Here is a 22,863-nt window from a genome sequence, read left to right on the forward strand (position 1 = left end):
ATCCTGCGGCCCAGGCGCCGCCCGACGCCAGACGTGATTGCCGTCCAGTGGCAATCGCCCGTACATTGACGGCATGGCGGGCCGAACGAACACGCCCGGTCAGTCGGTGTCCCGGCGGCTGCTGACCGTGCTCGACTGCTTCGACGTGGCGCATCCGGCGCTCACACTCACCGAGGTGGCCACGCGCAGCGGTCTGCCCGTGTCGACCGCGCGCCGGCTGATCACCGAGCTCCGGGAGTGGGGCGGGCTGGAACGGCTCGAGGACGGCCGGTACCGCATCGGGATGCGACTGTGGACGATCGGGACGCTCGCCCCGCAGCAGCGCGGGCTGCGGGAAGCCGCCCTGCCCTACATGCACGACCTCTTCCAGGCGACCCAGGAGAACCTCCAGCTCACCGTCCTGGAGGGCACGCAGGCGCTGTGCATCGAGAAGATCTCCAGCACCAAGGCCGTTCCGACGCGAACCGAAGTCGGCGGCCGCCTGCCGCTGCACGCGACCGGCGTCGGCAAGGTCTTCCTGGCGTTCTCCGGAAAGGACCTGCTCCGGTCGGTCGTCGAGGCGGGTCTGGCGCGGATGACCCCGCACACGATCACCCAGCCCGGCCGGCTCGCGGCCGCGCTGGAGGAGGTCCGCAAGACCGGGGTCGCCTACTCCTACGAGGAGATGACGCTGGGCGCGGTGTCGGTCGCCGCCCCGATCCTCGGCCTGGACGGCCGGGTGCGCGCCGCGCTCGGCATCGTGGCGCATTCCAGGGCCGCCGTCGACCGGCTCGCGCCCGCCGTGCGCACCGCGGCGCTCGGCATCGCCCGCTGGGCCGGGTGAGCCCTGGCGGGGCGGCGTTGGCGGCCTGTCCTCAAGGCCGGATGAGCAGTGTGGCCAGGCCGGTCCTGGCCTTGACCAACCCTCCCGCTGCTCACCCGGCGGTCATCACCCCGCGGACGTCAGAGCGCGCCCTCCTCCCGGCGCCGGGACAACCACTCGTAGACCGTGGAACGGGCCACCCCGAGCTGCTCAGCCGATCCGCGCCGCCGGCCACCCCGCCTGATAACGCTGCACGATCAACTGCCGGTCATACACCGTGGTGCCCTGCGTCAGCGTGACCCATCGAGGACCTCCAGGGCTGGTGTGGATGCGTCGCAACACCCACTCCGCCCGGAGGTCCTCCCTACAATCAACCCCAACACGCCGTCCACAACCTCACGTCACAACATCTAGAGGTCGATGACGACCTTCCCGTGCACGTGCCGCGCCGCTTGGAGCTCGACCGCGGCGCGGATCTGCTCGACCGGGTAGCGCGCCGCGATCGGCACCCGGAGCCGGCCCGTCGCGACCAGGCCGGCGATCTCCTCGAGGGCGCCTTGGGGTGCGCCGGCGCCGTTCGCCGGCGTGATCCCGTCGACCTGGGCGGCGATGGTGGTGATGCGTGCGTCGGGCACGCCGAGTTTCCGTGCCGCCTGCGCCGTGTCCGTCCCGTGCAGGTCCATGGCCGCGGTGACGCCGGCTGGAGCCAGCGCGCGGACCCGGTCGACCAGGCCGTCGCCGTAGGTGACCGGCTCGGCCCCCAGGGCTCGCAGGGCCTCGGCCGAGGATGCCGACCCCGTCCCGATCACCCGTGCGCCCGCGCGGCGCGCGAGCTGGACGGCGAACACACCGACCCCGCCTCCCGCGCCGCCGATGAGCACCGTGTCGCCCGGGCCGGGATCGACCACGGCGAGGGCCGCGGCCGCCGTGCGTCCCGCGATGGCAAGGGTGGCGGCGGTCCGGTCATCGATGCCGTCGGGGGTGTGGTGGGCCTCGCCGCCCACCGCGATGGTCCCCGCCTCGTCCACGACGACGTAGTCGGCGACCGCGCGGGACAGGGCGCCGCCGAACACCCGGTCACCGACCGCGAACTCGCGCACCCCGTCACCGACCTGGTCCACGACGCCGGCGTAGTCGGTGCCGAACCCGCAGGGCAGGCTCAACCCGAATCGCGCCGCGGTCTCCGCGTCCGAGGTCATGAACCAGTCCATCGGGTTCAGGCCGGCCGCGGCGACCCGCACGCGGATCTGTCCCGGACCGGCCTGCGGCACGGGCACCTCGCGGACGGTCAAGGCCTCCGGCCCGCCGAACGACTCGAACTGAACCGCCCGGCTCGTGATCGCCGGCGTGTTGACGTTCGGTTCTGCCATGTTCACCTGTCTCCAGTCGCGGCTCAGTAAGCGGACTATGCTCCGTTTCAACACCAGGCTAACACAAGTGGAGCGTGATCCGTTTTGGCCGCCGAGGAGACCCGCAGACCGCGAGCGGACGCGGCCCGCAACCGCCAGCAGCTGCTGGCCGTGGCGACCCGCTTGTTCGCCTCGGCGGAGACCGAGCCGTCGATGCGCGCGATCGCCAGCGAAGCCGGGGTGGGCATCGCCACGCTCTACCGGCACTTCCCGACCCGGGAGTCGCTGGTCGACGCGGTCTACCGGGACCAGGTCGCGCGGCTCACCTCCGGCGCTCGTGAGCTCCTCGCCGAACTCGACCCGCCCGCGGCCCTGCGACGGTGGATGGACCTGTTCGGGGAGTGGGTCGCGACCAAGAACGGGATGCTGGACACGTTGCTCGCGATGATCGAATCGGGGGAGATCGGGCATGCCCACACCCGGACCGAGCTGCTCGCGGCCATCGACGAGATCCTCGACGCCGGTCGCACGAGCGGCCAACTCCGTGGCGACGTCCCCGCCGAAGACATCGCAGCCGCTCTCATCGGCATCTTCACCGTGGCGGGTTCACCCGAGCACAAGGCGATGGCAGCGCGCTTGCTGAACCTCCTGATGGACGGACTCCGGCCTTCTTCGCGGCGGCGTTGATCCGCATGCGGATCCCTGTCCCCGGAACCCGAACGTCCAGTGCGCACGCGGTCCCGGCCCGACCACCAGTTCGGAATTGCCGATCCGCCCCACGTGCCGGTGGTGCACCGCCGTGCTGAGCGAAAACTCGACACTGCGCAGACCGATTTCGCCCAGTGGCAGGACATCCAACCGGATCGTCGTGCCACCGCGGGTGGCGACCGTGCCCTGCGGGGTGGTCCGGACCGCGAAACCGCCGGCCCGCAGCAACGGCACCGTGTCGGCGTGATCGCCCGCGGTGATCCCGATCCGGATCCCGGTGACGTCGCGCATCAGGTGATTCCGGCGAATCCCACAGCCATCGCACAAAGCATGCCGAGAATTCACCGACGTCTCCCCATGTCGACGACAGTAGAACCGTTCTGCCGGAATTGTCCCAGCCGTCACCCGTTTTGCGCAGTACCGGTCCGATCCCCGAACAGGGCGGCCAGGCTCTGCGGGATCGTGCCGCCGAAAACGCTTTCCAGGAGGGCGCTCTCGTCGGGCGGGTTGGCGGCCCGCGTGAACATCGTCTGTTCGTACTCGGCCAGTGCGGTCTCGACGTCCTCGTGCGCGGCCAGGGCTTGGGCGAGTTCGGCGCCGTCCAGCATGGCCAGGTTCGCGCCTTCGCCGTTGGGCGCGGCGAGGTGCGCCGCGTCGCCGACGAGCGTCGCTCCCGGCACGCGCTCCCAGCGGTGGCCGGCGGGCAGGGCGTGGTGCGGGCGCAGGACCGGCGCGGTGTCGCTGTCGGTGATCAGTGCCGTCAGCTCCGGAGCCCAGCCGTCGAACTCCCGCGCGATCCGCGCGGTGGCCGCGGCCGGGTCGGCGAAGTCCACGGCGGCGAACCAGTCCAGCGGCCGGGTGAGCTCGATGTAGCCGTGCAGGGTGTCGCCACGCTCGCGGTGGGCGAAGATCGCCGCGTCCGGGGTGGGGCCGTTCGCGATCATCGAGCCGCCGCCGACCGCCTTCGCCGTGGCGGGGTGCCGCGTGTCGGCGTCGAACAGGTACGTCTCGACGTACGCCGTGCCGGTGTACTCGGGCGTGGCGCCGGTCAGCAGTGGCCGGACCCGGGACCACGCGCCGTCGGCGCCGATCAGCAGGTCCGTGACGACGGTGCGGCCGTCGGTGAAGGTCACCTCGTGCCGGCCGTCGCCGAGGGTGCGGGCGCCGCTCGCCTTGTGTCCCCAGTGGACGGTGCCGGCGGGGAGCGCGTCGAGCAGCATCCGGCGCAGCTCGCCCCGCTGCACCTCGGGACGGCCGCCAGTGCCGTCGTCGGACTTCTCGAACAGCACGGTGCCGGCCTGGTCGAGGATCCGCATCGCCTGGCGGCCCTCCAGCACGAGACCGCGGAACTCCGCCATCAGGCCGGCGGCCTCGACGGCGAGTTGCCCGTTGTAGTCGTGGATGTCGAGCATCCCGCCCTGCGTGCGCGCCATCGGCGACGGCTCCGCCTCGTAGACGGCGGCGGGGATGCCGTGGACGTGCAGCACGCGGGCGAGGGTGAGCCCGCCGAGACCGGCGCCGATGATCGTGACTGGGGTGCGCATCGGAAACTTCCTTCAAAGTCGGGAACGTCTTCGTCCCTGACATTGGAGGGGTTCGCTGGCAGCGGGAGCACAGCGCGCTGACACCGGCCTGTCAGGCGCTGACTTCCGGTGCGGCGGGCGGGTCGTCGACGTGCACCGCTTCCGGGACGTCCGCGTGCCATTCCGCGAACTCCTCGACCCACCGGCAGATCGCCTGGGCGGCGTAGTGGGTCGGGTCCCAGCCTGCGTGCAGGCCGAGCCGGATCTGGCGCCCGTCCAGCATGATGCGCACCGCGTGCAGGCCGAACGCCGGGGCATTGGTCATCACCGCGGCGCCGCGGCCGCTCGCCGCGAGGCCCTGCGCCATGAACGCCGAGCTCATCTCGATCGCCTCCGGCACGTCCACGCCCGCGGTCGCGACCGCCTCGTCGAACGCCAGCCGCGCCACGTTCGTCCGGTCCATCAGCACCAGCGGGTGCCGCGCCAGTTCGCGGATCTCCACGTCGGAGCGGCCGGCCAGCGGGTGGTCACCCGCGACGTGGACGGTGATCCCCACGTCGACGAGCCGCCGGGACGCCCAGTCGGCGGGGGGCGCCACGGTGGAGACCCCCAGGTCCGCGCCCAGCACCCGGGTGCGCTCGAACACCGCGACCGGCTCGCATTCGAGCGCGTCGATCACCGGATGGCTCGCCCCGTGTTCGGCGATGAACGGCGCCAGCGACCGGACGATCGTCGTGAACGGCGCGACCACCCGCCACCGCGCGCCGCGGATCTGGTCCAGCCCGACGGCGTCGCGGGCCATCTGCTCGCGCAGCACCAGGTCCCGCGCCGCGTCGAGGAACCGCCTGCCGGCGTGCGTCAGGCTCAGCGCGCCGTGGCCCCGCTGGAACAGGGTGACGCCGAGCTCCTGTTCCAGCGCGCGGAGCTGCCGGGACACCGACGGTTGCGTGACGTGCAGGCGCCGTGACCCCTCGGTGATCGAACCCGCCTCCGCGACCGCGAGGAAGTACTTCACCACCCGCATCTCCACGCCGCATGCCTCCCGAGCATCAAGTCCTTGCGAAATCAGTATTCGACAGCATGGCATGTGGCCACTGAGAATTCCTGGCACATTCACCCGCATCACACCGGAGGCGACATGTCCGACGACGAGACGGCCGCACGTCAGGGCAGACGTGCCCGCATCGCGGCCTTCGTGGGCACCGCGGTCGAGTGGTACGACTTCTACATCTTCGGCACCGCCGCGGCGATCGCCTTCGGGCCGGTGTTCTTCCCGACGTTCGACACGTCCACGGCGCTGCTGGCATCGTTCGCGACGTTCTGGGCGGGTTTCCTCGCGCGACCGATCGGCGGCATCGTGTTCGGGCACCTCGGCGACCGGCTGGGCCGGAAGAACACGCTGGTCGCGACTCTGTTGATCATGGGCGTGGCCACGTTCGCGATCGGCGTGCTGCCGGGATATGCGACCATCGGGGTCGCCGCGCCGATCCTGCTGGTGCTGCTGCGCGCGCTCCAGGGTTTCGCCGTCGGCGGGGAGTGGGGCGGCGCCGTCCTGCTGGCCACCGAGAGCGGGGCGAGCGGCCGCGCGCTGCGGGGCGGGATGTTCGTGCAGCAGGGCTCGCCCGCGGGCAATATCCTCGCGACCCTCGTCATGGCGCTGGTCGCGGCCCTGCCCGGGGACGCGTTCGCGACGTGGGGCTGGCGGATCCCGTTCCTGCTGTCGGCCCTGCTCGTCGTCATCGGGCTGGTGACCCGCCTGAAACTGGAGGAGTCGCGGGAGTTCACCCAGCGCGTCGAGCAGGCCCCGCCGGTGAAGCTGCCGATCGCCGAGCTGCTCGCCCACCACTGGCGACGGGTCGTCGCCGCCGTGTTCGCCAGCGCGCTCGGCATCGGCATGGCCTACTTCCTCAGCACGTTCATGCTCGCCTACGCGACCTCGCAGCTCGGGGTCAGCCGCCAGGTCATGCTGAACCTGCTGCTGGCCAACGCGGTCGTGCAGTTCCTGTGGCAGCCGGTGGCCACCCGGCTCGCGGAGCGGGTCGGCGCGGCCCGGTTCATGGTCGGCACGCTGGCGGCCACCGCGGCGCTGGCCGTGCCGATGTTCCTGCTCGCCGGCACCGGGAAACCCGCGCTCATCCTGCTCGGCATCGGGCTGAGCACGATCGCCGGGACGGGCTACTACGCGGTGCTCGCCGGGTTCCTCGCCCAGGCGTTCCCGGTGGGCGTGCGCTACACCGGCATCTCGTTCGCCTACCAGCTCTGCTCGACGGTCATCGGTGGCACGACGCCGCTGCTCGCGCAGCTCTTCCTCGGGCTCGGCGGCGGCCACTGGGCCGGGGTGGCGGTGTTCTACCTCGTCCTCATCGGAGTCACCGCGGCCGGCGTGACCGTGCTGTCCGCACTCGTCCGCAGGTCCGCCACGCCAACCGTCACCGCTTCGGTCTGATTGGGACATACCTCATGCGCATCGACACGATCATCACCAACGCCCGCATCACCACCCTCGACCCGGCGCGTCCGCGCGCGCGCTCGGTCGGCGTGCTGCACGGCCGGATCGCCGGCTTCGACGAGGAGCTCGACGGCGTCACCGCGGACGCGCGCCACGACCTCGGCGGCGCCCCGGTCGTGCCCGGGTTCAACGACGCCCACCTGCACTTCTCCATGCTGGGCAAGGAGATGACGCAGCTCGACCTGTCCGCCGAGGCCGCGCCGACGCTGGACGCGCTCTACCGCCGCGTCGAGGAGTGGGCCGCCGGGAAACCCGACGGCGCGTGGGTGATCGGCAACGGCTACGACCAGAACAAGATCGGCGAGCACCCCACGCGGCAGGTGCTCGACCGCATCGCCGGCGGCAGGCCGGTCTACCTGGTGCACAACTCCAACCACATGGCGGTGGCGAACACCGAGGCGTTCCGGCGGGCCGGGCATCCCGATCCGGACGTGGTGACGGCGCCGCCCGGCGGCAGCGCCGTGTTCCGCGACGGCGTGCACACCGGTCTGCTGCAGGAGCAGGCCATGACGCTGGTCAGCCACGTGCTCAAGCCGGTGCCGCAGGAGGAGCTGGTGGCGGCGCTGGAAGCCGCGTCGGCGTGGGCGCTGCGCCACGGGCTGACCAGCGTGACCGAGCCGGGGATCGGCGGACGGCTGATCGGCCACGGTCCCGCGGACGCCCGGGCGTTCCAGACGGCCTACGAGCGGGGGAACCTCCGCACCCGCGTCACGGCGATGCCGTTCATCGACGCGGTGCACGACCTCGGGCGGGTCGACGACGGCCTGGACGGCTGGGGACTGGACCTCGGGCTGCGCAGCGGGATCGGCGACGAGTGGTTCCGGCTGGGGCCGGTGAAGATCGTGTCCGACGGGTCGCTGATCGGCCGGACCGCGGCGATGTGCTGCGACTACCGCGACAGCCCCGGCAACCGCGGGTTCCTGCTCGCCGAGGCCGAGGCGTTGCGGGAGAACATCCTGCGCGGCCACGAGAACGGGTGGCAGATCGCCACGCACGCCATCGGCGACCACGCGCTGGACGTCGTGCTCGGCGCCTACGAGGAGGCCCAGAAACGCCTGCCGCGGCCCGATGCCCGGCACCGCGTCGAACACGTCGGGGTCGCCTCCGACGAGCAGGTCGCGCGGATCGTGTCGGCGGGCGTGATCCCGGTGCCGCAGGGGCGGTTCATCTCCGCGCTCGGCGACGGTTTCCTCGCCGCGCTGGGCGCGGATCGCGTGGAGCGCGCGTACCGGATGCGTAGTTTCGTCGAGGCCGGTGTCGAGCTGCCCGGGTCGACCGACGCGCCGGTGGTGCCGGGGGAGCCGCTGATCAGCATCCACGACATGGTCAACCGCCGCTCGGCGTCCGGGGCGCCGATCGCCCCGGGCGAAGCGCTCACCCCGGCGCAGGCCCTGCGGGCGTACACGATCGGCTCCGCGCACGCCGTGCACGAGGAGACGCGGAAGGGCGCGTTGCGGCGGGGCAACCTGGCCGACCTCACCGTGCTGTCCGACGACCTGCTCCAGGTTGCGCCCGACCGGATCCGGGAGCTCCAAGTCCGGGCGACGATGGTGGGCGGCGTCTTCGGCTACGACGCGGAGGGTGCGCTGGCCCCGTCCTGACGAGCGCACTCGCCTGGCGCCGTCATCCCGGCCGGACCCGGTTGCGGCGGCCGCGGGTTCCGAGGCTCGACCCGGCCCTGATCTCACCGGTCGAATTCCGGCAGCGGCCCCGCGACGCGGGCGGATTTTTGACGGGATCCATACGCCGCGCGGCCGTTCGGCCCATCACCTGCTGCCTACCCTGCCTTCGTGCCTTCCGCAACGTCCGTGCTCAAGCGCCTGGTGGTCGGGCGCCCGTTCCGCAGCGACCGGCTGTCGCACGAGTTGCTGCCGAAGCGGATCGCACTGCCGATCTTCGCCAGCGACCCGCTGTCCTCGGTCACCTACGCCACCCAGGAAATCCTGCTGATCCTCTCGCTCGGCGGGGTGGCGTTCCTGCACCTGACCCCGTGGATCGCGCTGGCGGTGGTGGTCCTGCTGGTCGTGGTCGTGCTGTCCTACCGCCAGGTGGTGCGGGCCTACCCGACCGGCGGCGGCTCCTACGAAGTCGCGTCGCAGAACCTGGGGCGCAACGCCGGCCTGGTGGTCGCGGGCGCCTTGCTGGTGGACTACGTGCTCACCGTGGCGGTGTCGGTCGCCGCCGGGGTGGACAACATCATTTCGGCGCTGCCGGAGCTCAACCCTCACCGCGTGCTGATCAACCTCGTGTTCGTGCTGCTGCTGACCGCGGTGAACCTGCGCGGGGTACGCGAGTCGGGGCGCACCTTCGCGGTGCCCACCTACGCGTTCGTCGCCGGTGTGCTCATCATGATCGTGGCCGGTCTGGCCGAGACCCTGGCCGGGCATCGACCGGTGGCCGAGAGCGCGCACTACGACATCCACGCCGAGCAGGCCGGGCTGACCGGGCTCGCGCTGGCGTTCCTCGTGCTGAGGGCGTTCTCCTCCGGCTGCACCGCGCTCACCGGCGCCGAGGCGATCTCCAACGGCGTCCCGGCCTTCCGCAAGCCGAAGGGCCTCAACGCCGCGCGCACGATGACGGCGATGGGCGCGTTGTCGATCGCGATGTTCAGCGGCATCACGCTGCTGGCCCTGATCGCGCAGGTCAGGATCGCCGAGAACCCGTGCGACCTGGCGGGCTTCCCGGGCAGCTGCGAGAACGCGGCACAGCGGACGGTGATCGCGCAGATCGCCGCCGCGGTCTTCGGCGGCGACCACAGCGCGGGGTTCTTCTACATCCAGGCCACCGCGGCGCTCATCCTGATCCTGGCTGCCAACACCGCCTTCAACGGCTTCCCGCTCCTCGGCGCGATCCTGGCGCGGGACCGGTACCTGCCCCGGCAGCTGCACACCCGCGGGGACCGGCTCACCTTCTCCAACGGGATCGTCCTGCTCGCGATGGTGGCCGCGGCGCTGATCTACGCCTTCGACGGTTCCACGACCCGGCTGATCCAGCTCTACATCATCGGTGTGTTCACCTCGTTCACGTTGTGCCAGGCCGGGATGGTCCGGCACTGGAATCAGGAACTGCGCACCGCCACCGATCCGGGGTCGCGCCGGCGTGTCCGGCGTGGCCGGGCCATCAACGCATTCGGCGCGTGCTTCACCGGCGTCGTGCTGGTCGTCGTGCTGATCACGAAGTTCTCCGGCGGCGCCTACCTGGTGGTCATCGCGATCCCCCTGCTGTTCCTGCTGATGCGCGCGATCCGGCGGCACTACCAGCAGGTGCGGGAGGAACTCGCCCCCGACGAGACCGGGACGCTGTTGCCCAGCCGCGTGCACGCCGTCGTCCTGGTCTCGACACTGCACAAACCCACCCAGCGCGCTCTGGCCTTCGCGAAGGCCGCCCGCCCCGACACGCTGACCGCGATCACCATCAACGTCGACGACGCCGAAACCCGCGAGCTGCAGCGCGTCTGGGAAAGCCACGACCTCGCGATCCCGCTGCTGGTGCTGGAATCCCCGTACCGGGAGATCGCCAGGCCGGTGGTCAACTACATCAAGAAGCTGCGCCGCGACAGCCCCCGAGACGTCATCTGCGTCTACATCCCCGAGTACGTCGTCGGCCACTGGTGGGAGAACCTGCTGCACAACCAGAGCGCCCTGCGCCTGAAGAGCAGGCTGCTGTTCGAACCCGCTGTGATGGTCGTCAGCGTGCCCTGGCAGCTGCACTCCAGCACCGCGCGGAACCTCGAACGCCTCGACCGCCTGCCTGGCGACGTCCGGCGCGGCATCCCCACACACGGGCCGCGCCGAACCGGGCAACCCCGGTGACGCCGGACGCCCCAACCGGCCTCCGTCGATCGGGTATGTCCGGCCGGTGATGTTGCGGCTGCGCGTGCTCGTGGTCCACTTCGACCCCGGGGTCGCGCTCCGGCGGCGCGGGCGGCGCGAAATCCCCTCGCACGGCTGCCAGTTTTGCTGCCACCTCGGGAAGTGGTCGCGGATGTAGGCAGCTCCTGCGCAGCGCCGGCTGGGACCACGACTACGACCTGCCCGGCAAGCGGGTCGCCCAGATCGGCACCGGGGCCGGCGGTGCCCAGCTCGTCCCAGAGCGCGCGCCGGGCGCGGGCCACCTCACAGTGTTCCAGCGAAGATCCGGCGCTGTGCCGGAAGCTCTCGCGGCCGTGGCGTTCGTGCGCTGAGCGTCGGCGCGGGCGCGCTGGCCGCGCCGCGGTTGCTAGCTGCGGGCCACTGTCCGCCCGCCGGGTCGGCATTGAACGGCGCGCCTGTGCCGTGACTGCTGGGGCGCCTCAGCGCGACCCGGCGATCCGGGCAGGCAGCCGGGCCGCCAGGTGGTCGATCAGCTCGCTGACCCGCCGCGGCACGTGGACGTCGTCGGCGAGGAGGGCGTAGATGTCGGCGGGCGGGGTGGGGACTCCGGGCAGCACGCGGACGAGCGCGCCACTGTCCAAATGCGACCTGACCTGCCACTCCGAGCGCATGATCACCCCGTGTCCCCGCAGGGCCCAGTCGGTGACGACGTCCCCGTCGTCGCTGGACAGGCGGCCGCGCACGCGCACCTGCCTCGGCCGGCCCGCGGTGCCGAACCGCCACAGGTCGAAGTCCCCTTCGTTCTCGCGCAGCACGATGCAGTCGTGGTCGGCCAGGTCCTCGACCCGTTCCGGCATGCCCTTGCGGTCCAGGTAGGACGGTGCGGCGCAGGGCACGCGCCGGTTGCGGGCCAGCCGCCGCATCCGCAGCGTCGAATCCGGCGGGGCGCCGACGTGCACGGCCATGTCGAACTCGCGCCGGTGCGGGCGCAGCGGCAGCGGCGTGGTGTGCAGCCGGATGTTCAGCTGGGGATGCCGCGCGGTGAACTCGCCGAGCAGGGGCGCGACGTGGGCGCGTCCGAGGCCGAGGGTGGCCTGGACCACGACCGAGCCGCGCAGGTCGGCCGACCGGTGCGTGATCAGGTCGTCGAGCTCGCGGACCTGGTCGAGGATCGTCTCCAGGCGGGCGGCGTAGAGCTCGCCCTCGGAGGTCAGCACCAGCCGCCGCGTGCCGCGGTGCACCAGGCGCGCGTCGAGCCGTTGTTCCAGCGCCCGCAGGCGTTTGCTGACCGCGGGCAGCGAGGACCCGAGTTCGCGGGCGGCGGCGGTCAGCGTCTCGCTCGCGGCGACCACGTGGAAGAAGCGGAGATCGTCGATCGAGCTCACACGCGCCCCTTTCTTTCCCTGAGCGAAAGGATAGGTTGCCCGGAGAGCTCTTGTCGTGGTGTGCCGCGCCGATCAAGGTGAAGGGCCCGACCACAAGGAGCTGCCGTGTCCCACCGTTACCGCATCGCCGTCGTCCCGGGGGATGGCATCGGACGTGAGGTCGTGCCCGAGGGGTTGCGGTGCCTGCGTGCCGCCGCCCGCGGCCACGGCTTCGATCTCGACGTCACCGAGTTCGACTTCGCCAGCGCCGACTACTGGGTGCGCCACGGCGAAATGCTGCCGCCGGACTGGCGGGAAGTGCTCGGCGGCTTCGACGCGATCTTCTTCGGCGCGGTCGGCAGGCCCGACGTCGTGCCCGACCACGTGTCGTTGTGGGGGAGTCTCCTGCGGTTCCGGCGCGGGTTCGACCAGTACGTCAACCTCCGGCCGGTCCGGCTGCTGCGCGGGGTGCGCAGCCCGCTGCGGGACCACGGTCCGGGCGACATCGATTTCGTCGTCGTCCGCGAGAACACCGAGGGCGAGTACTCCAGCATCGGAGGCCGGATCTTCGAGGGCACCGACCGCGAAACCGTGGTGCAGGAGACCGTGATGACCCGGACCGGGGTGGACCGGGTGCTGCGGTACGCGTTCGAGCTGGCCGCCGCGCGCCCGCGCAAGCACCTGACGTGGGCGACCAAGAGCAACGGCATCTCCATCACGATGCCCTACTGGGACGAGCGCGCGGCCGCGATGGCCGGGCGGTACCCGGACGTCGCCGCGGACTCCGACCACATCGACATCCTCACCGCCAAGTTCGTCCTGCGGCCCCAGGACTACGACGTCGTGGTGGCCAGCAACCTGTTCGGCGACATCCTGTCCGACCTCGGCCCGGCGTGCGCCGGCACGATCGGCATCGCGCCCAGCGCCAACATCAACCCCGACCGCACCTGGCCCAGCCTGTTCGAGCCGGTGCACGGCTCGGCCCCGGACATCGCCGGGCGCGGGATCGCCAACCCGGTCGGGCAGATCTGGAGCGGCGCGATGATGCTCGACCACCTGGGGGAGCCGGACGCGGCCGCGCAGGTCGTCGCCGCGATCGAAACCGTGCTCGACGAGCAGCCGGAGGTGCACACCCCCGATCTCGGCGGCTCCGGGACGACCGAGAAACTGGGCGCGGCGATCGCCGACGAGATCGCGCGGGCGGTGGCGTCATGACCCGCCCCGTCGACCCGGCGGGTCTCTGACCAGTGGTCCCGGCCGTCAGTGCTGCGCCGCGGGCACCGCCGCCGGGGCGCCGGCGAGCAGGTCGCCGAGTCCGCCGCGGGCGTCCTCGATCACCAGCGCCTCCGCGGCGGCCGAGTCGCGGGCCCGCAGCGCCCGCACGAGCGCGCGGTGGCTGGAGTAGCGGTCCAGGCCGAACGTCTCGTCCTGGTTGATGCGGTCGATCAGCTTGGTGCGCCGCTCCGCCCAGGAGAACACCCGGGTCTGGTCGAGCAGGCGCACGAGCACCGGGTTGCCCGCGCAGGATTCGACGACCTCGTTGAACCGCTGCATGGTGTCCAGCAGCCGGCCCAGCTGGCGGGAGATGTCCTCACCGGCCTGGTGCCGCTGCTGGATGACGATCAGCAGGTCGTCGGCGTCGTCGAGGATGGCGTCGAGCCGGTCCAGTTGCTCCTCGGTCGCGTGCCGCGCGGCGAAGCGGGCCACCATCCCGCGTAGCGCGACCTCGACCTCGGCGAGGTCCTGCACCGCGGCGTTGGCGACCTCGGCGACCTTGACGGTGCGTGGTCCGGTCCGTTCCAGCAGGCCGTCCTGTTCGAGCCGCCGGATCGCCTCGCGCACCGGGGTCGGGCTTACCGACAGGCGCTCGGCCAGCCCGCGCTCGGTCACCTTCTGCCCCGGGCGCAGCTCGCCGGTCGTGACCGCGGCGCGGATCGCGCGGTACGCGCGGTCGGACAGCGTGTCGCTCGTCAGGCCCGTCAACCTCTCACCTGCCATGCGATCACCCTATCTGCCATCGCAGCGATCATTTGCAACTATTGACCATCTTGCTATAGCAAAGTAGCGTCGGGCTCGCCACAAGGCCGTGGCGACAGGGAAGGGTGGTGGCGATGACGCTGGCTACGCGGCGTGCGGGAACCGGTCGGCGGATCACGTTCTTCGTGGCCCTGGCGGTGTTCGCGCAGGAGTCGACGTGGAACCTCTACGAGTCGCAGGTCCCGCCGCTGCTCGGCGCGCACCTCGGCAGCGCCGCGCTGGTCGGCCTGCTGATGGGCATGGACAACCTGCTCGGCATCTTCGTCCAGCCCTGGATGGGCAACCGGTCGGACAACACCCGGACCTCCTGGGGCAGGCGCATCCCCTACCTCGTCGCCGGGATGCCGGTCGCGGCCCTGCTGTTCGTCGCCATCCCGTTCACCGCGGGCTCCCTGCCGCTGCTGATCCTGGCGATGTTCAGCTACGCGCTGGTGGCGAACTCGTTCAAGCCCATCGCCGAGTCCCTGCTCCCGGACTTCATCAGCCCCGCGCGCCGCAGCCGCGCCAACGCGGTGGTCAAGATCGCCTCGAGCATCACGGTGATCGTCTCGGCGCTGATCAGCCTCTTCCTGGTCGACGACCACCCGAACCTGTCGTTCGCGATCCCGGCGGTGCTGATGGTGGTCTCGGTGGCCGTGCTGGCGGCGAAGGTGCGGGACAGCCGGTCCCCGGCCTACCGCGCGGCAGTGGAAGAGGACCGCGCGGGAGACGAACCGGCGGTGGCCAAGGTGCGGGTGCGCGACATCGTGCCCGACATCGTGACGGACCGCGACCGCAGCCGGCTGCTGCTCATCGTGTCGATCTTCCTGTTCGGCGGCGCGTGGGCGGCGTCGCGCTCGCTCGTCACCTCCTACGGGATGGCGGCGCTGGACCTGTCCCGCGGCGACGCGGGCGGGCTGACCCTGCCCAGCGGGGTGGCCTTCATCCTGGCCGCCTTCCCGGTGGCGATGCTCGCCGAGCGCTTCGGCCGGCTGCGCGTGATGATCGCCGGGATGACGGTGTTCGCGGCCGCCATGGTGCTCGGCACCGTCGTCCAGACAGCGATCGGCGCCGTCGTGGCCCTGTGCGTGGCTTCCGCGGGTGCGTCGGCGTTCCTCGTCAACGCGGTGGTCGTCCTGTGGAACCTCGCCCCCTCCGACCGGGTCGTCGGGACTTACACCGGTCTTTACACCGTCGGCTGGGCCGGTGGCGGGTTCCTCGGCCCGGCGCTGGTCGGTGGCATGGTCGACCTCACCGGCTGGCCGTTGATGCTGCTCGACGTCGCGGTCGTCGCCCTTGTCGCCGTGCTGGCGGTCGCCCGGGTCTGGGCGTTGCAGCGGCGTTCCGCCACCGACCGCGCCGTCTGACCACTCTGGAGAAAGAGGAGATCGTGCTCCGCGTCCTGATCACCACGGACTACCTCCGTCCCGGCGACGAGGTCGACCAGTTCCTGTGCGGCGCCGGGCTGGAGACCGAACACCTGCCGATGACCGGCAGGCGGGACCCCGACCGGCTCGCGGAGGCGCTCGCCGGGGTCGACGCCGCGCTGGTGGCCAACGAGCCGATGACGGCCGGCGTCCTCGCGCGGGCGCCCCGGCTGCGGGTCGTGGTGCGCACCGGCGTGGGGTACGACTCGATCGACGTGGCCGCCGCGGCCCGGCTCGGCATCAGCGTCAGCAACCTGCCCGGGATCAACGCGAACGCCGTGGCCGAGTACACGATGGGACTGCTGCTCGCGGGGGCGCGGCGTCTCGTGCAGTCCGCCTGCGGCGTGGCCCGGGGCGCCTGGCCGCGTGAAGACGGCCACGAGCTGCGCGGCGCGACCCTCGGTCTCATCGGGTACGGGGCGTCCGCGCGCGCCGTGGTTCCGCTGGCCCGCGCCTTCGGCATGACCGTCGTGTGCACCACCGGCGTGCCCGCACACCTGCGGACCGACCCCGCGGTGCGGTTCGTGGACCTGCCCGAGCTCCTCGCCGTCGCCGACTACGTCTCGGTGCACACCTCACTCACCGAACGAACCCGCGGCCTGCTGGGAGAAAAGGCTTTCCGGCGGATGAAACCCACGGCACTGCTCGTGAACACCGCCCGCGGGCCGATCGTCGACGAGGACGCGCTCGCCAAGGCCGTGCGTGCCGGGGACATCGCGGGCGCCGCGCTCGACGTCGCGACCGAGGAGCCGCTGCCGCCGGACAGCCCATTGCGCGACGTCGACGGCATCGTCGTCTACTCCCACCTGGCCGGGCAGACCGCGCAGGCGCGGGCCGCCGCGGGACGCCAGGGGGCCGAGGAACTCGTGGCAGCGCTGCAGGGCCGGCCGCGGTTCGCGGTGAACGCCGCCCTGACCACCGAAGGAAAGAAATGAGGAACATGGGCACCGAACCGGTGAAGTCCGTCCGCGTCCTGACACCGAGCGGCATGCTCGGCGCGGGCTGGGACCACGCCACGATCGAGCGCGGCATCGCGCTCGGCGCCGACGTGATCAGCATCGACGGCGGGTCCACGGATTCCGGCCCGCACTACCTGGGGTCGGCGACGGCCAAGACGACGGCCAAGGCGGTGGCCCGCGATCTGCGCAGCCTGTTCACCGCCGCCGCGGAGGCGGGCATTCCCGTGATCGTGGGCTCGTGCGGCACCAGCGGCACCGACCGCGGGGTGGACTGGGTGGCCGGGATCGCCGCCGAGGTGATGGCGGAGGAAGGGCTCGACCTGACGGTCGCGAAGATCTACAGCGAGCAGAACGCGGCCGATCTGAAGGAACACCTCAACGCCGGGCGGGTCCACCCGCTGCCGCCGCTGGGGGAGCTGCGGGCCGAAACCCTGGAAAGCTGCACCCACATCGTCGGTGCGATGGGACACGAGCCGATCGTCGCGGCGCTGCGGGCGGGCGCCCAGGTCGTGCTCGCCGGCCGCGCCACCGACACGGCCGTGGCGGCCGCCTACCCGCTCATGATGGGCATGCCGGCCGGACCCACCTGGCACGCCGCCAAGATCGTCGAGTGCGGCGGGCAGTGCACCACCAACCCGCGTGCGGGCGGGGTCCTGGCCACCATCGACGCCGACGGCTTCACGATCGAGCCGCTGGATCCCACGGTTTCGTGCACGCCGATCACGGTGGCCGCCCACATGCTGTACGAGACGGTGAACCCGTTCGAGATGCGCGAACCCGACGGCACCCTCGACGTCCGGGACGCGCGCTACACCGCGCTCGACGACCGGATTGTCCGGGTCGAGGGGTCGAAGTTCCACGTCGCCGGGCAGTACACGATCAAGCTGGAGGGCGCCCGGGTCACCGGCTACGAAACCATGTCGTTCGCGGCGATCCGGGATCCGCTGATCCTGGCCGACGTCGACGCCTGGGCCGAGCTGATGCGCACGATGATCCGGCAGCGGGTCGGCCAGACGCTCGGGCTTGCGGACGGCGAGTACGCCTTCGACCTGCGCCTCTACGGGCACAACGCGGTGCTGGACGACCTCGAACCGGAGAGCGGGCCGCCGCGCGAGGTGGGCGTGATGCTGCTGGTCAACGCGCCCGACCAGGCGACCGCCACGGCGGTGGCGAAGGTCGCCAACCCGTTGATGCTGCACCTGCCCGCGCCCGGGATGGACTACCTGCCCAGCTTCGCGTTCGCGTCCTCGCCCGCCGAGGTCGAGCGCGGCGCGGCGTACGAGTTCGTGCTCAACCACGTCGTGGACTGCGACGACCCGCTGAGCCTGTTCCGCATCGAACTGGGGGAGAACACCCGTGCCTGACACCACTCTCGCCGACCTCGCCCACGAAGTGCGGTCCAAGAACGCCGGCCCGTTCTGGGTCACCATGGAGGTCTTCCTGCGCGACGCCGAGGGCTACCGGATCGCCGCCGACGAGTCCTTCCTCAACGAGCGGGTGATCGCGGAGCTGTACCGGGTCGAGGAGAGCACCGTCCAGGTGTTCCGCATCCCCTCGCTGAACGTCGTGAAGATCTCCTTCCCGCGCCCGGTCAGCCAGGGCTCGCTGCGGGACCGCGACATGCACGCGGGCCAGCACCACGTCCCGCTGGCCCGCCTGCCGGTCCGGCGCGATGATCGCTGACGACCTCGGCGCCTTCCACGCCGAGCCCAGCCGGGCCGCCCGCCGGCTCGCGCGGGCCCTCCCGCCGGGACCGTCCACAGTGCTCGGCGCGACGGACACCACCACGGCGGACGTCGCCGCGTTCGTGAACGGCACCATGGTGCGGCACCCGGACTTCAACGACGGCTACCTCGGCCTGGAGCCCCCGGGCACCCGAGCGACAACATCCCGGCCCGTCCACCTCGCCTCCGGCGAGCGGCTCGTCCGCGAGGTCCACGACGCCCCCGCCGGCACGGCACGCCGATGACCGACGCGCAGTTCGAGGAGAAGTTCCTGGCTCTGGTGGAACCCCTGGCCACGGCCGCGTGGTGCCGTCGCATGCTCGACGCGATCTGGCACGTCGAATCGGCCCCGTCCGTCATCGCGCTCACCCAAGCGCTCGTCCTCGTCCGGCCGCCGTCCACAAGGGAGATTCCGTGATCCGTGTCGAAGACCTGCCCGCCACGCACCCCGGCCGCCGGTTGCTGACCGGCCGCACCCCGTTCTTCGCCGCGCCCACCGAGCCGCGCTGCAGCTACTGCGCCTACGTGCCGCGGACCTGGACGCCCGGGGCGCGGATGCCGGTGCTGGTGGCCGTGCACGGCACCGGGCGCAACGTCGGCGCGTTGCGTGAGGGGCTGATCCCGTTCGCCGACCGGCACGACGTCATCGTCGTGACGCCGCTGTTCCCGGCCGGCATCGGCGATCCCGACGACGTGCACAACTACAAGACCCTCGACGCCTTCGGCATCCGGTTCGACCTGGTGCTGCTGGAGATCCTGGACCAGGTCCGTGAGCGGTGGAACGCGCGGGTGGGCACCGTGATGCTGTGCGGGCACTCCGGCGGCGGCCAGTTCGCCCACCGGTTCCTCTACCTCCACCCGGAGCGGGTCGAGGCCGTCGCGGTGAGCGCGCCGGGCAGCGTGACCGTGCTCGACCCCACGCGCGCCTGGCCGGACGGCACCGGCGACACCCAGTCCCGGTTCGGGTCCACTGTGGATCCCACCGCGGTGGCGGGGGTGCCGGTGCTGCTGGTGATCGGCGCCGACGACGACGGCCGCGCCGACCTGGCCGCGATGGGCGAACCCGGCCGCAGCCGGCCCGCCGAGCTGGCCCGCCTCGCCGCGAGCCTGCGGGCACACGGCGCTGCGGTGCGGACGGCCGAGGTGCCCGGGGTGGGCCACAGCGCCGCCGGGACGCAACCGTCGATCACCGCCTTCTTCGACGACCTCCTGGCCGGCTGAGGGCGCCGCTCACAGGTCGGCCATCGCCGAGGTCGGGGACTCGATCGCGTCGGCGACGTAGCGGAGGAACCCGCCCGCGGTGCCGCCGTCGCACACCCGATGATCGAACACCAGGGACAGCTGCACGATCTGCCGCGCGACGACCTCACCGCCGACGACCCACGGCCGCGGGATGATGCGGCCCATCCCGAGGATCGCGACCTCGGGATGGTTGATGATCGCCGCGCTGCCGTCGACGCCGAGCACCCCGTAGTTGTTGAGCGTGAACGAGCTGGAGCTGAGCTCGGCCGCGGTGGCGGTGCCCGCGCGGGCCGCCGCGGTGAGCCTGCGGATCTCGGCCTCCAGGCCGCGCATGCCGAGCCGGTGGGCGCCGGTGATCGCCGGGACGACGAGGCCGCGGTCGGTCTGCGCGGCGAGGCCGAGGTTGACGCCGTCGAGGTGGGTGATCTCCCCGCGCCGGGTGTCCACGCGGGCGTTGAGCTCGGGGAACCGGGCCAGGCCGGCGATCACGAAGCGGGCGACCATGGCGAGGATGCCCGGCGCCTGCCCGGTTTCCGCGAGCTGGGCCCGCAGGTCGAGCAGCGCCGTCGCGTCGACGTCCACCCAGGTGGTGGCCTCCGGGATCTCCGCGCGGCTGCGGGTGAGGGTCTCGGCGACCGCCTTGCGCAGGCCCGTCAGCGGCACCCGGGTCCGGATCGGCAGCCCGGTCCGCGCGTCCACGTCGCCTGCCGCCTGCTCTTCCGGGACGGCTGCCGCCTCCACGTCCCGGCGGGTGATCAGGCCGTCCGGCCCGCTGCCGGTGAGCGCTTCCAGATCGACGCCGGTGCGGCGGGCGAGCTGGCGGACGATCGGCGACACCACGGCCGGCCGGTCCCCGTCGCGCCGTGGCGACGCCGCAGCCTTCGTGGCCGCGCGACGCCGGCGTCGGGACGGCGCGGCGTCGGTGGTGCCGTAGCCGATCAGGACGTTGCCGGACCCGGCTCGCTCTTCCTCCACATAGGCGTTCGCCGCGCCCGCGTCTGTGCTGGGAGCGACCGAGATCAGCGGCTCGCCGACGGCGAGGGTGGCGCCCTCCTCGCCGTGCAGCGCGGCGACCACGCCCGCGTAAGGGGAGGGCACCTCGACCGCGGCCTTGGCCGTTTCGACCTCGGCGACGGGGGCGTCGACGGCGACCGGGTCGCCGACCTTGACCAGCCAGCGCACGAGCTCCGCTTCGGTGAGACCCTCGCCGAGGTCGGGCAGGGTGAAGACCTGCACGCTCACGCGGTCACCTCCCAGGAGTCCTGCCACTGCAGGGTGTCGACGGCGTCGAGGATCCGGTCGGTGCCGGGCAGGAAGTGGTGCTCCAGCTTCGGCGCCGGGTAGGGCACGTCGAACCCGGTCACCCGGCGCACCGGGGCCTCCAGGTGGTGGAAGCAGCGCTCGGACACGCGGGCGGCGATTTCCGAGGCCACGGACGCGAAGCCGGGCGCCTCGGCGATCACGACGGCGCGCCCGGTCCGGCGGACCTCGGCGCAGACGGTGTCGTCGTCGAACGGGACGATCGAGCGCAGGTCGACCACGCCCAGGTCGCGGCCCTCGGTGGCGGCCTGCTCGGCCGCGGCGAGCGCGACGGGCACCGACGGGCCGTAGGCGATCAGGGTGGCGTCCCGGCCGGGTTTGCGGACGATCGCCCGCCCGATCGGCGGGACGGCCTCGGCGACGTCGACCTCTTCCTTGGCGAAGTAACGCTTCTTGGGTTCGAGGAACACCACCGGGTCGGGGCTGTCGATCGCCGCGCGCAGCAGGCCGTAGGCGTCGGCGTTGGTGGCCGGGGTGACGACGGTCAGGCCGGGGGTGTGGGCGTAGTAGGCCTCGGAGGAGTCGCAGTGGTGCTCCACCCCGCCGATGCCGCCGGCGTAGGGGATGCGGATGACCATCGGCAGCCGCAGGCGCCCGCGCGTGCGGTTGCCCAGTTTGGCCACGTGGCTGGCGATCTGCTCGAACGCGGGGTAGGCGAACGCGTCGAACTGCATCTCCACCACCGGGCGCATCCCGTTCATCGCCATCCCGACGGCCAGGCCGACAATGCCGGACTCGGCGAGCGGGGTGTCGAAGCAGCGGGCCTCGCCGAAGTCGCGGTGCAGGCCGTCGGTCACGCGGAACACCCCGCCGAGCTGCCCGACGTCCTCGCCGAAGACCACGACCTGGTCGTCGGCGGTCATGGCGTCGCGCAGGGCGGTGTTGATCGCCTGGGCCATGGTCATCTTGGCCGGCGGCATCAGGCCTCCTCGTAGTCGAGCTCGGCGCGCAGGGCGGCGCGCTGCTCGGCCAGTTGCGGGGTGGGCGTCGCGTAGACGTGGGCGAACAGCTCTTCCGGGTCCACCGGGGTCTCGGCCCCGAGCCCGGCTCGGACGTGCGCCGCCATCTCCTCGGCCGCGGCGGCGAACTCGGCCTCGCGTTCCTCGTCGAGCGCGCCGGTTTCCGCCAGGTGCGTGCGCAGGCGGGTCAGCGGGTCGCGTTGGACCCACCCGGCGACTTCGTCGTCGGTGCGGTAGCGGGCGGCGTCGTCGGCGTTGGTGTGGGCGTCCATGCGGTAGGTGTCGGCTTCGACGAGCGTCGGCCCGCCACCGGCACGGGCGCGGGCGACCGCCTCGCCGAGCACCACGGTGAGGGCGGCGAAGTCGTTGCCGTCGACCAGGACACCGGGCATGCCGTAGCCGACCGCCTTGGCCGCCAGCGACGGCGCCACCGACTGGCGGGCCAGCGGCACGGAGATCGCGTACTTGTTGTTCTGCACGAAGAACACCACCGGCGCGCGGAAGACGGCGGCGAAGTTGCAGGCCTCGTGGAAGTCGCCCTCGCTGGTCGCGCCGTCCCCGCACAGCGCCATCACCACGGTGTCCTCGCCGTTGAGCCGGGCCGCGTGCGCGACGCCGACGGCGTGCAGCAGTTGGGTCGCGAGCGGGGTGGCCTGCGGGGCGACGCGATGGGCCACCGGGTCGTAGCCGCAGTGCCAGTCGCCGCGCAGCATGGTCAGCACCTCGACCGGGTCCACGCCGCGGGCGGCGACCGCCGCGGTGTCGCGGTAGGTCGGGAACAGCCAGTCGCCCTCGGCGAGCACCTGGGCGCAGGCGACCTGGCAGGCCTCCTGGCCCCGCGAGGACGGGTACACCGCGAGCCGTCCCTGCCGGACCAGCGCGCCGGCCTGCTCGTTCAGGCGGCGGGCCAGGAGCAGCCCGCGGTACCCGGCGACGAGCGCGGCCACGGGCGGCAACGGGTGCTCGCCGACGTGCGCGCCGCGCTCGTCGATCAGCCGGACCGGGGCGGCCGCCTCGTCCGGAACTTGTGTGGCGGCGATGGACGACATGACAGGATGGTCCCGTCAGCGTGCGCAGTTTGACCAGAGACACGGGAAGAGTCGAGACGATCGGCCTTCTTCGGTGCGGAATCGGATCGGTTCTCTCCGG

Annotated in this window: 22 protein-coding genes; 13 read left to right on the forward strand and 9 right to left on the reverse strand. The window is 72.2% G+C overall.

Going from position 1 to position 22,863, the window contains the following annotated elements; all coding sequences use genetic code 11:
- Positions 1–73 precede the first annotated feature (73 nt).
- Positions 74–823 carry an IclR family transcriptional regulator gene (locus AMYTH_RS0105980; RefSeq protein WP_027929523.1) on the forward strand — a complete coding sequence of 250 codons (750 nt, stop codon included), beginning with the start codon at positions 74–76 and terminating at the stop codon, positions 821–823.
- A gap of 389 nt (positions 824–1,212) precedes the next feature.
- Here AMYTH_RS0105980 and AMYTH_RS0105985 read toward each other — a convergent pair whose 3' ends face one another.
- Complete coding sequence (locus AMYTH_RS0105985; protein WP_051362574.1) at positions 1,213–2,172, reverse strand: NADP-dependent oxidoreductase; 960 nt, start codon at positions 2,170–2,172, stop codon at positions 1,213–1,215.
- An 84-nt stretch (positions 2,173–2,256) separates the two neighbouring features.
- Here AMYTH_RS0105985 and AMYTH_RS0105990 point away from each other — a divergent pair, with 84 nt between their 5' ends.
- Entirely contained in the window at positions 2,257–2,838 is a 582-nt protein-coding gene (locus AMYTH_RS0105990; RefSeq protein ID WP_027929525.1) for a TetR/AcrR family transcriptional regulator, read from the forward strand.
- Here the strand turns inward: AMYTH_RS0105990 and AMYTH_RS47700 are convergent.
- From AMYTH_RS47700 to AMYTH_RS0106000, 3 genes are all read right to left on the reverse strand, one after another.
- Positions 2,758–3,150 carry a DUF5829 family protein gene (locus AMYTH_RS47700; RefSeq protein ID WP_209440749.1) on the reverse strand — a complete coding sequence of 131 codons (393 nt, stop codon included), beginning with the start codon at positions 3,148–3,150 and terminating at the stop codon, positions 2,758–2,760. The two genes, AMYTH_RS0105990 and AMYTH_RS47700, sit on opposite strands and share 81 nt — an antisense overlap.
- A 110-nt stretch (positions 3,151–3,260) precedes the next feature.
- On the reverse strand, positions 3,261–4,403 hold the full coding sequence (locus AMYTH_RS0105995) for an FAD-dependent oxidoreductase (protein ID WP_027929526.1): 1,143 nt from the start codon (positions 4,401–4,403) through the stop codon (positions 3,261–3,263).
- Between the two features lie 91 nt (positions 4,404–4,494).
- Positions 4,495–5,406, reverse strand: coding sequence for a LysR family transcriptional regulator (locus AMYTH_RS0106000; protein WP_228685258.1), 912 nt, complete (start codon positions 5,404–5,406; stop codon positions 4,495–4,497).
- Between the two features lie 114 nt (positions 5,407–5,520).
- Here AMYTH_RS0106000 and AMYTH_RS0106005 point away from each other — a divergent pair, with 114 nt between their 5' ends.
- The 3 genes from AMYTH_RS0106005 (at position 5,521) to AMYTH_RS44150 (ending at position 10,703) form a co-directional block, all read left to right on the forward strand.
- On the forward strand, positions 5,521–6,828 hold the full coding sequence (locus AMYTH_RS0106005; RefSeq protein ID WP_027929528.1) for an MFS transporter: 1,308 nt from the start codon (positions 5,521–5,523) through the stop codon (positions 6,826–6,828).
- Between the two features lie 14 nt (positions 6,829–6,842).
- Entirely contained in the window at positions 6,843–8,492 is a 1,650-nt protein-coding gene (locus AMYTH_RS0106010; RefSeq protein ID WP_027929529.1) for an amidohydrolase, read from the forward strand.
- A 189-nt stretch (positions 8,493–8,681) separates the two neighbouring features.
- Positions 8,682–10,703 carry an APC family permease gene (locus tag AMYTH_RS44150; protein WP_037322327.1) on the forward strand — a complete coding sequence of 674 codons (2,022 nt, stop codon included), beginning with the start codon at positions 8,682–8,684 and terminating at the stop codon, positions 10,701–10,703.
- A 479-nt stretch (positions 10,704–11,182) separates the two neighbouring features.
- Here AMYTH_RS44150 and AMYTH_RS0106025 read toward each other — a convergent pair whose 3' ends face one another.
- Positions 11,183–12,088, reverse strand: a complete 906-nt coding sequence (locus AMYTH_RS0106025; RefSeq protein ID WP_027929530.1) for a LysR family transcriptional regulator — start codon at positions 12,086–12,088, stop codon at positions 11,183–11,185.
- Between the two features lie 105 nt (positions 12,089–12,193).
- On the opposite strand from AMYTH_RS0106025, the gene AMYTH_RS0106030 reads away from it, so the two are divergent.
- Entirely contained in the window at positions 12,194–13,282 is a 1,089-nt protein-coding gene (locus AMYTH_RS0106030) for a tartrate dehydrogenase (protein WP_027929531.1), read from the forward strand.
- Positions 13,283–13,327: 45 nt separating this feature from the next.
- On the opposite strand, the gene AMYTH_RS0106035 is transcribed toward AMYTH_RS0106030, so the two are convergent.
- Complete coding sequence (locus AMYTH_RS0106035; protein ID WP_027929532.1) at positions 13,328–14,065, reverse strand: GntR family transcriptional regulator; 738 nt, start codon at positions 14,063–14,065, stop codon at positions 13,328–13,330.
- Between the two features lie 113 nt (positions 14,066–14,178).
- On the opposite strand from AMYTH_RS0106035, the gene AMYTH_RS0106040 reads away from it, so the two are divergent.
- From AMYTH_RS0106040 to AMYTH_RS0106070, 7 genes are read left to right on the forward strand one after another with little or no spacing between them, the layout of a single operon-like run.
- Positions 14,179–15,450 carry an MFS transporter gene (locus AMYTH_RS0106040; protein ID WP_027929533.1) on the forward strand — a complete coding sequence of 424 codons (1,272 nt, stop codon included), beginning with the start codon at positions 14,179–14,181 and terminating at the stop codon, positions 15,448–15,450.
- Positions 15,451–15,473: 23 nt separating this feature from the next.
- Positions 15,474–16,445, forward strand: coding sequence for an NAD(P)-dependent oxidoreductase (locus AMYTH_RS0106045; protein WP_027929534.1), 972 nt, complete (start codon positions 15,474–15,476; stop codon positions 16,443–16,445).
- Between the two features lie 5 nt (positions 16,446–16,450).
- Entirely contained in the window at positions 16,451–17,833 is a 1,383-nt protein-coding gene (locus AMYTH_RS0106050) for an acyclic terpene utilization AtuA family protein (RefSeq protein WP_228685260.1), read from the forward strand.
- Positions 17,826–18,152, forward strand: coding sequence for a DUF4387 domain-containing protein (locus AMYTH_RS0106055; RefSeq protein WP_027929536.1), 327 nt, complete (start codon positions 17,826–17,828; stop codon positions 18,150–18,152). Before AMYTH_RS0106050 ends, AMYTH_RS0106055 begins: the two co-directional genes overlap by 8 nt.
- Positions 18,142–18,438 (forward strand): MmgE/PrpD family protein, encoded by a 297-nt coding sequence (locus AMYTH_RS0106060; protein WP_027929537.1) that lies wholly within the window; start codon positions 18,142–18,144, stop codon positions 18,436–18,438. Before AMYTH_RS0106055 ends, AMYTH_RS0106060 begins: the two co-directional genes overlap by 11 nt.
- Positions 18,435–18,611 carry a hypothetical protein gene (locus tag AMYTH_RS48670; protein ID WP_157360546.1) on the forward strand — a complete coding sequence of 59 codons (177 nt, stop codon included), beginning with the start codon at positions 18,435–18,437 and terminating at the stop codon, positions 18,609–18,611. The genes AMYTH_RS0106060 and AMYTH_RS48670 overlap by 4 nt, the downstream gene beginning before the upstream one ends.
- On the forward strand, positions 18,608–19,414 hold the full coding sequence (locus AMYTH_RS0106070; RefSeq protein WP_027929538.1) for an alpha/beta hydrolase family protein: 807 nt from the start codon (positions 18,608–18,610) through the stop codon (positions 19,412–19,414). Before AMYTH_RS48670 ends, AMYTH_RS0106070 begins: the two co-directional genes overlap by 4 nt.
- Positions 19,415–19,423: 9 nt before the next feature.
- Here the strand turns inward: AMYTH_RS0106070 and AMYTH_RS0106075 are convergent, their stop codons facing one another.
- The 3 genes from AMYTH_RS0106075 to pdhA are packed head-to-tail and all read right to left on the reverse strand — an operon-like array spanning position 19,424 to position 22,763.
- Positions 19,424–20,677: a dihydrolipoamide acetyltransferase family protein gene (locus AMYTH_RS0106075; RefSeq protein WP_027929539.1), complete on the reverse strand. Its 1,254-nt coding sequence runs from the start codon at positions 20,675–20,677 to the stop codon at positions 19,424–19,426.
- On the reverse strand, positions 20,674–21,675 hold the full coding sequence (locus AMYTH_RS0106080) for an alpha-ketoacid dehydrogenase subunit beta (RefSeq protein ID WP_027929540.1): 1,002 nt from the start codon (positions 21,673–21,675) through the stop codon (positions 20,674–20,676). Before AMYTH_RS0106080 ends, AMYTH_RS0106075 begins: the two co-directional genes overlap by 4 nt.
- Positions 21,675–22,763, reverse strand: coding sequence for a pyruvate dehydrogenase (acetyl-transferring) E1 component subunit alpha (gene pdhA, locus AMYTH_RS0106085; RefSeq protein ID WP_027929541.1), 1,089 nt, complete (start codon positions 22,761–22,763; stop codon positions 21,675–21,677). Before pdhA ends, AMYTH_RS0106080 begins: the two co-directional genes overlap by 1 nt.
- Positions 22,764–22,863: the final 100 nt, after the last annotated feature.

This window comes from Amycolatopsis thermoflava N1165, assembly GCF_000473265.1.
In the GTDB taxonomy this organism is placed as follows: Bacteria; Actinomycetota; Actinomycetes; order Mycobacteriales; family Pseudonocardiaceae; genus Amycolatopsis_E; species Amycolatopsis_E thermoflava.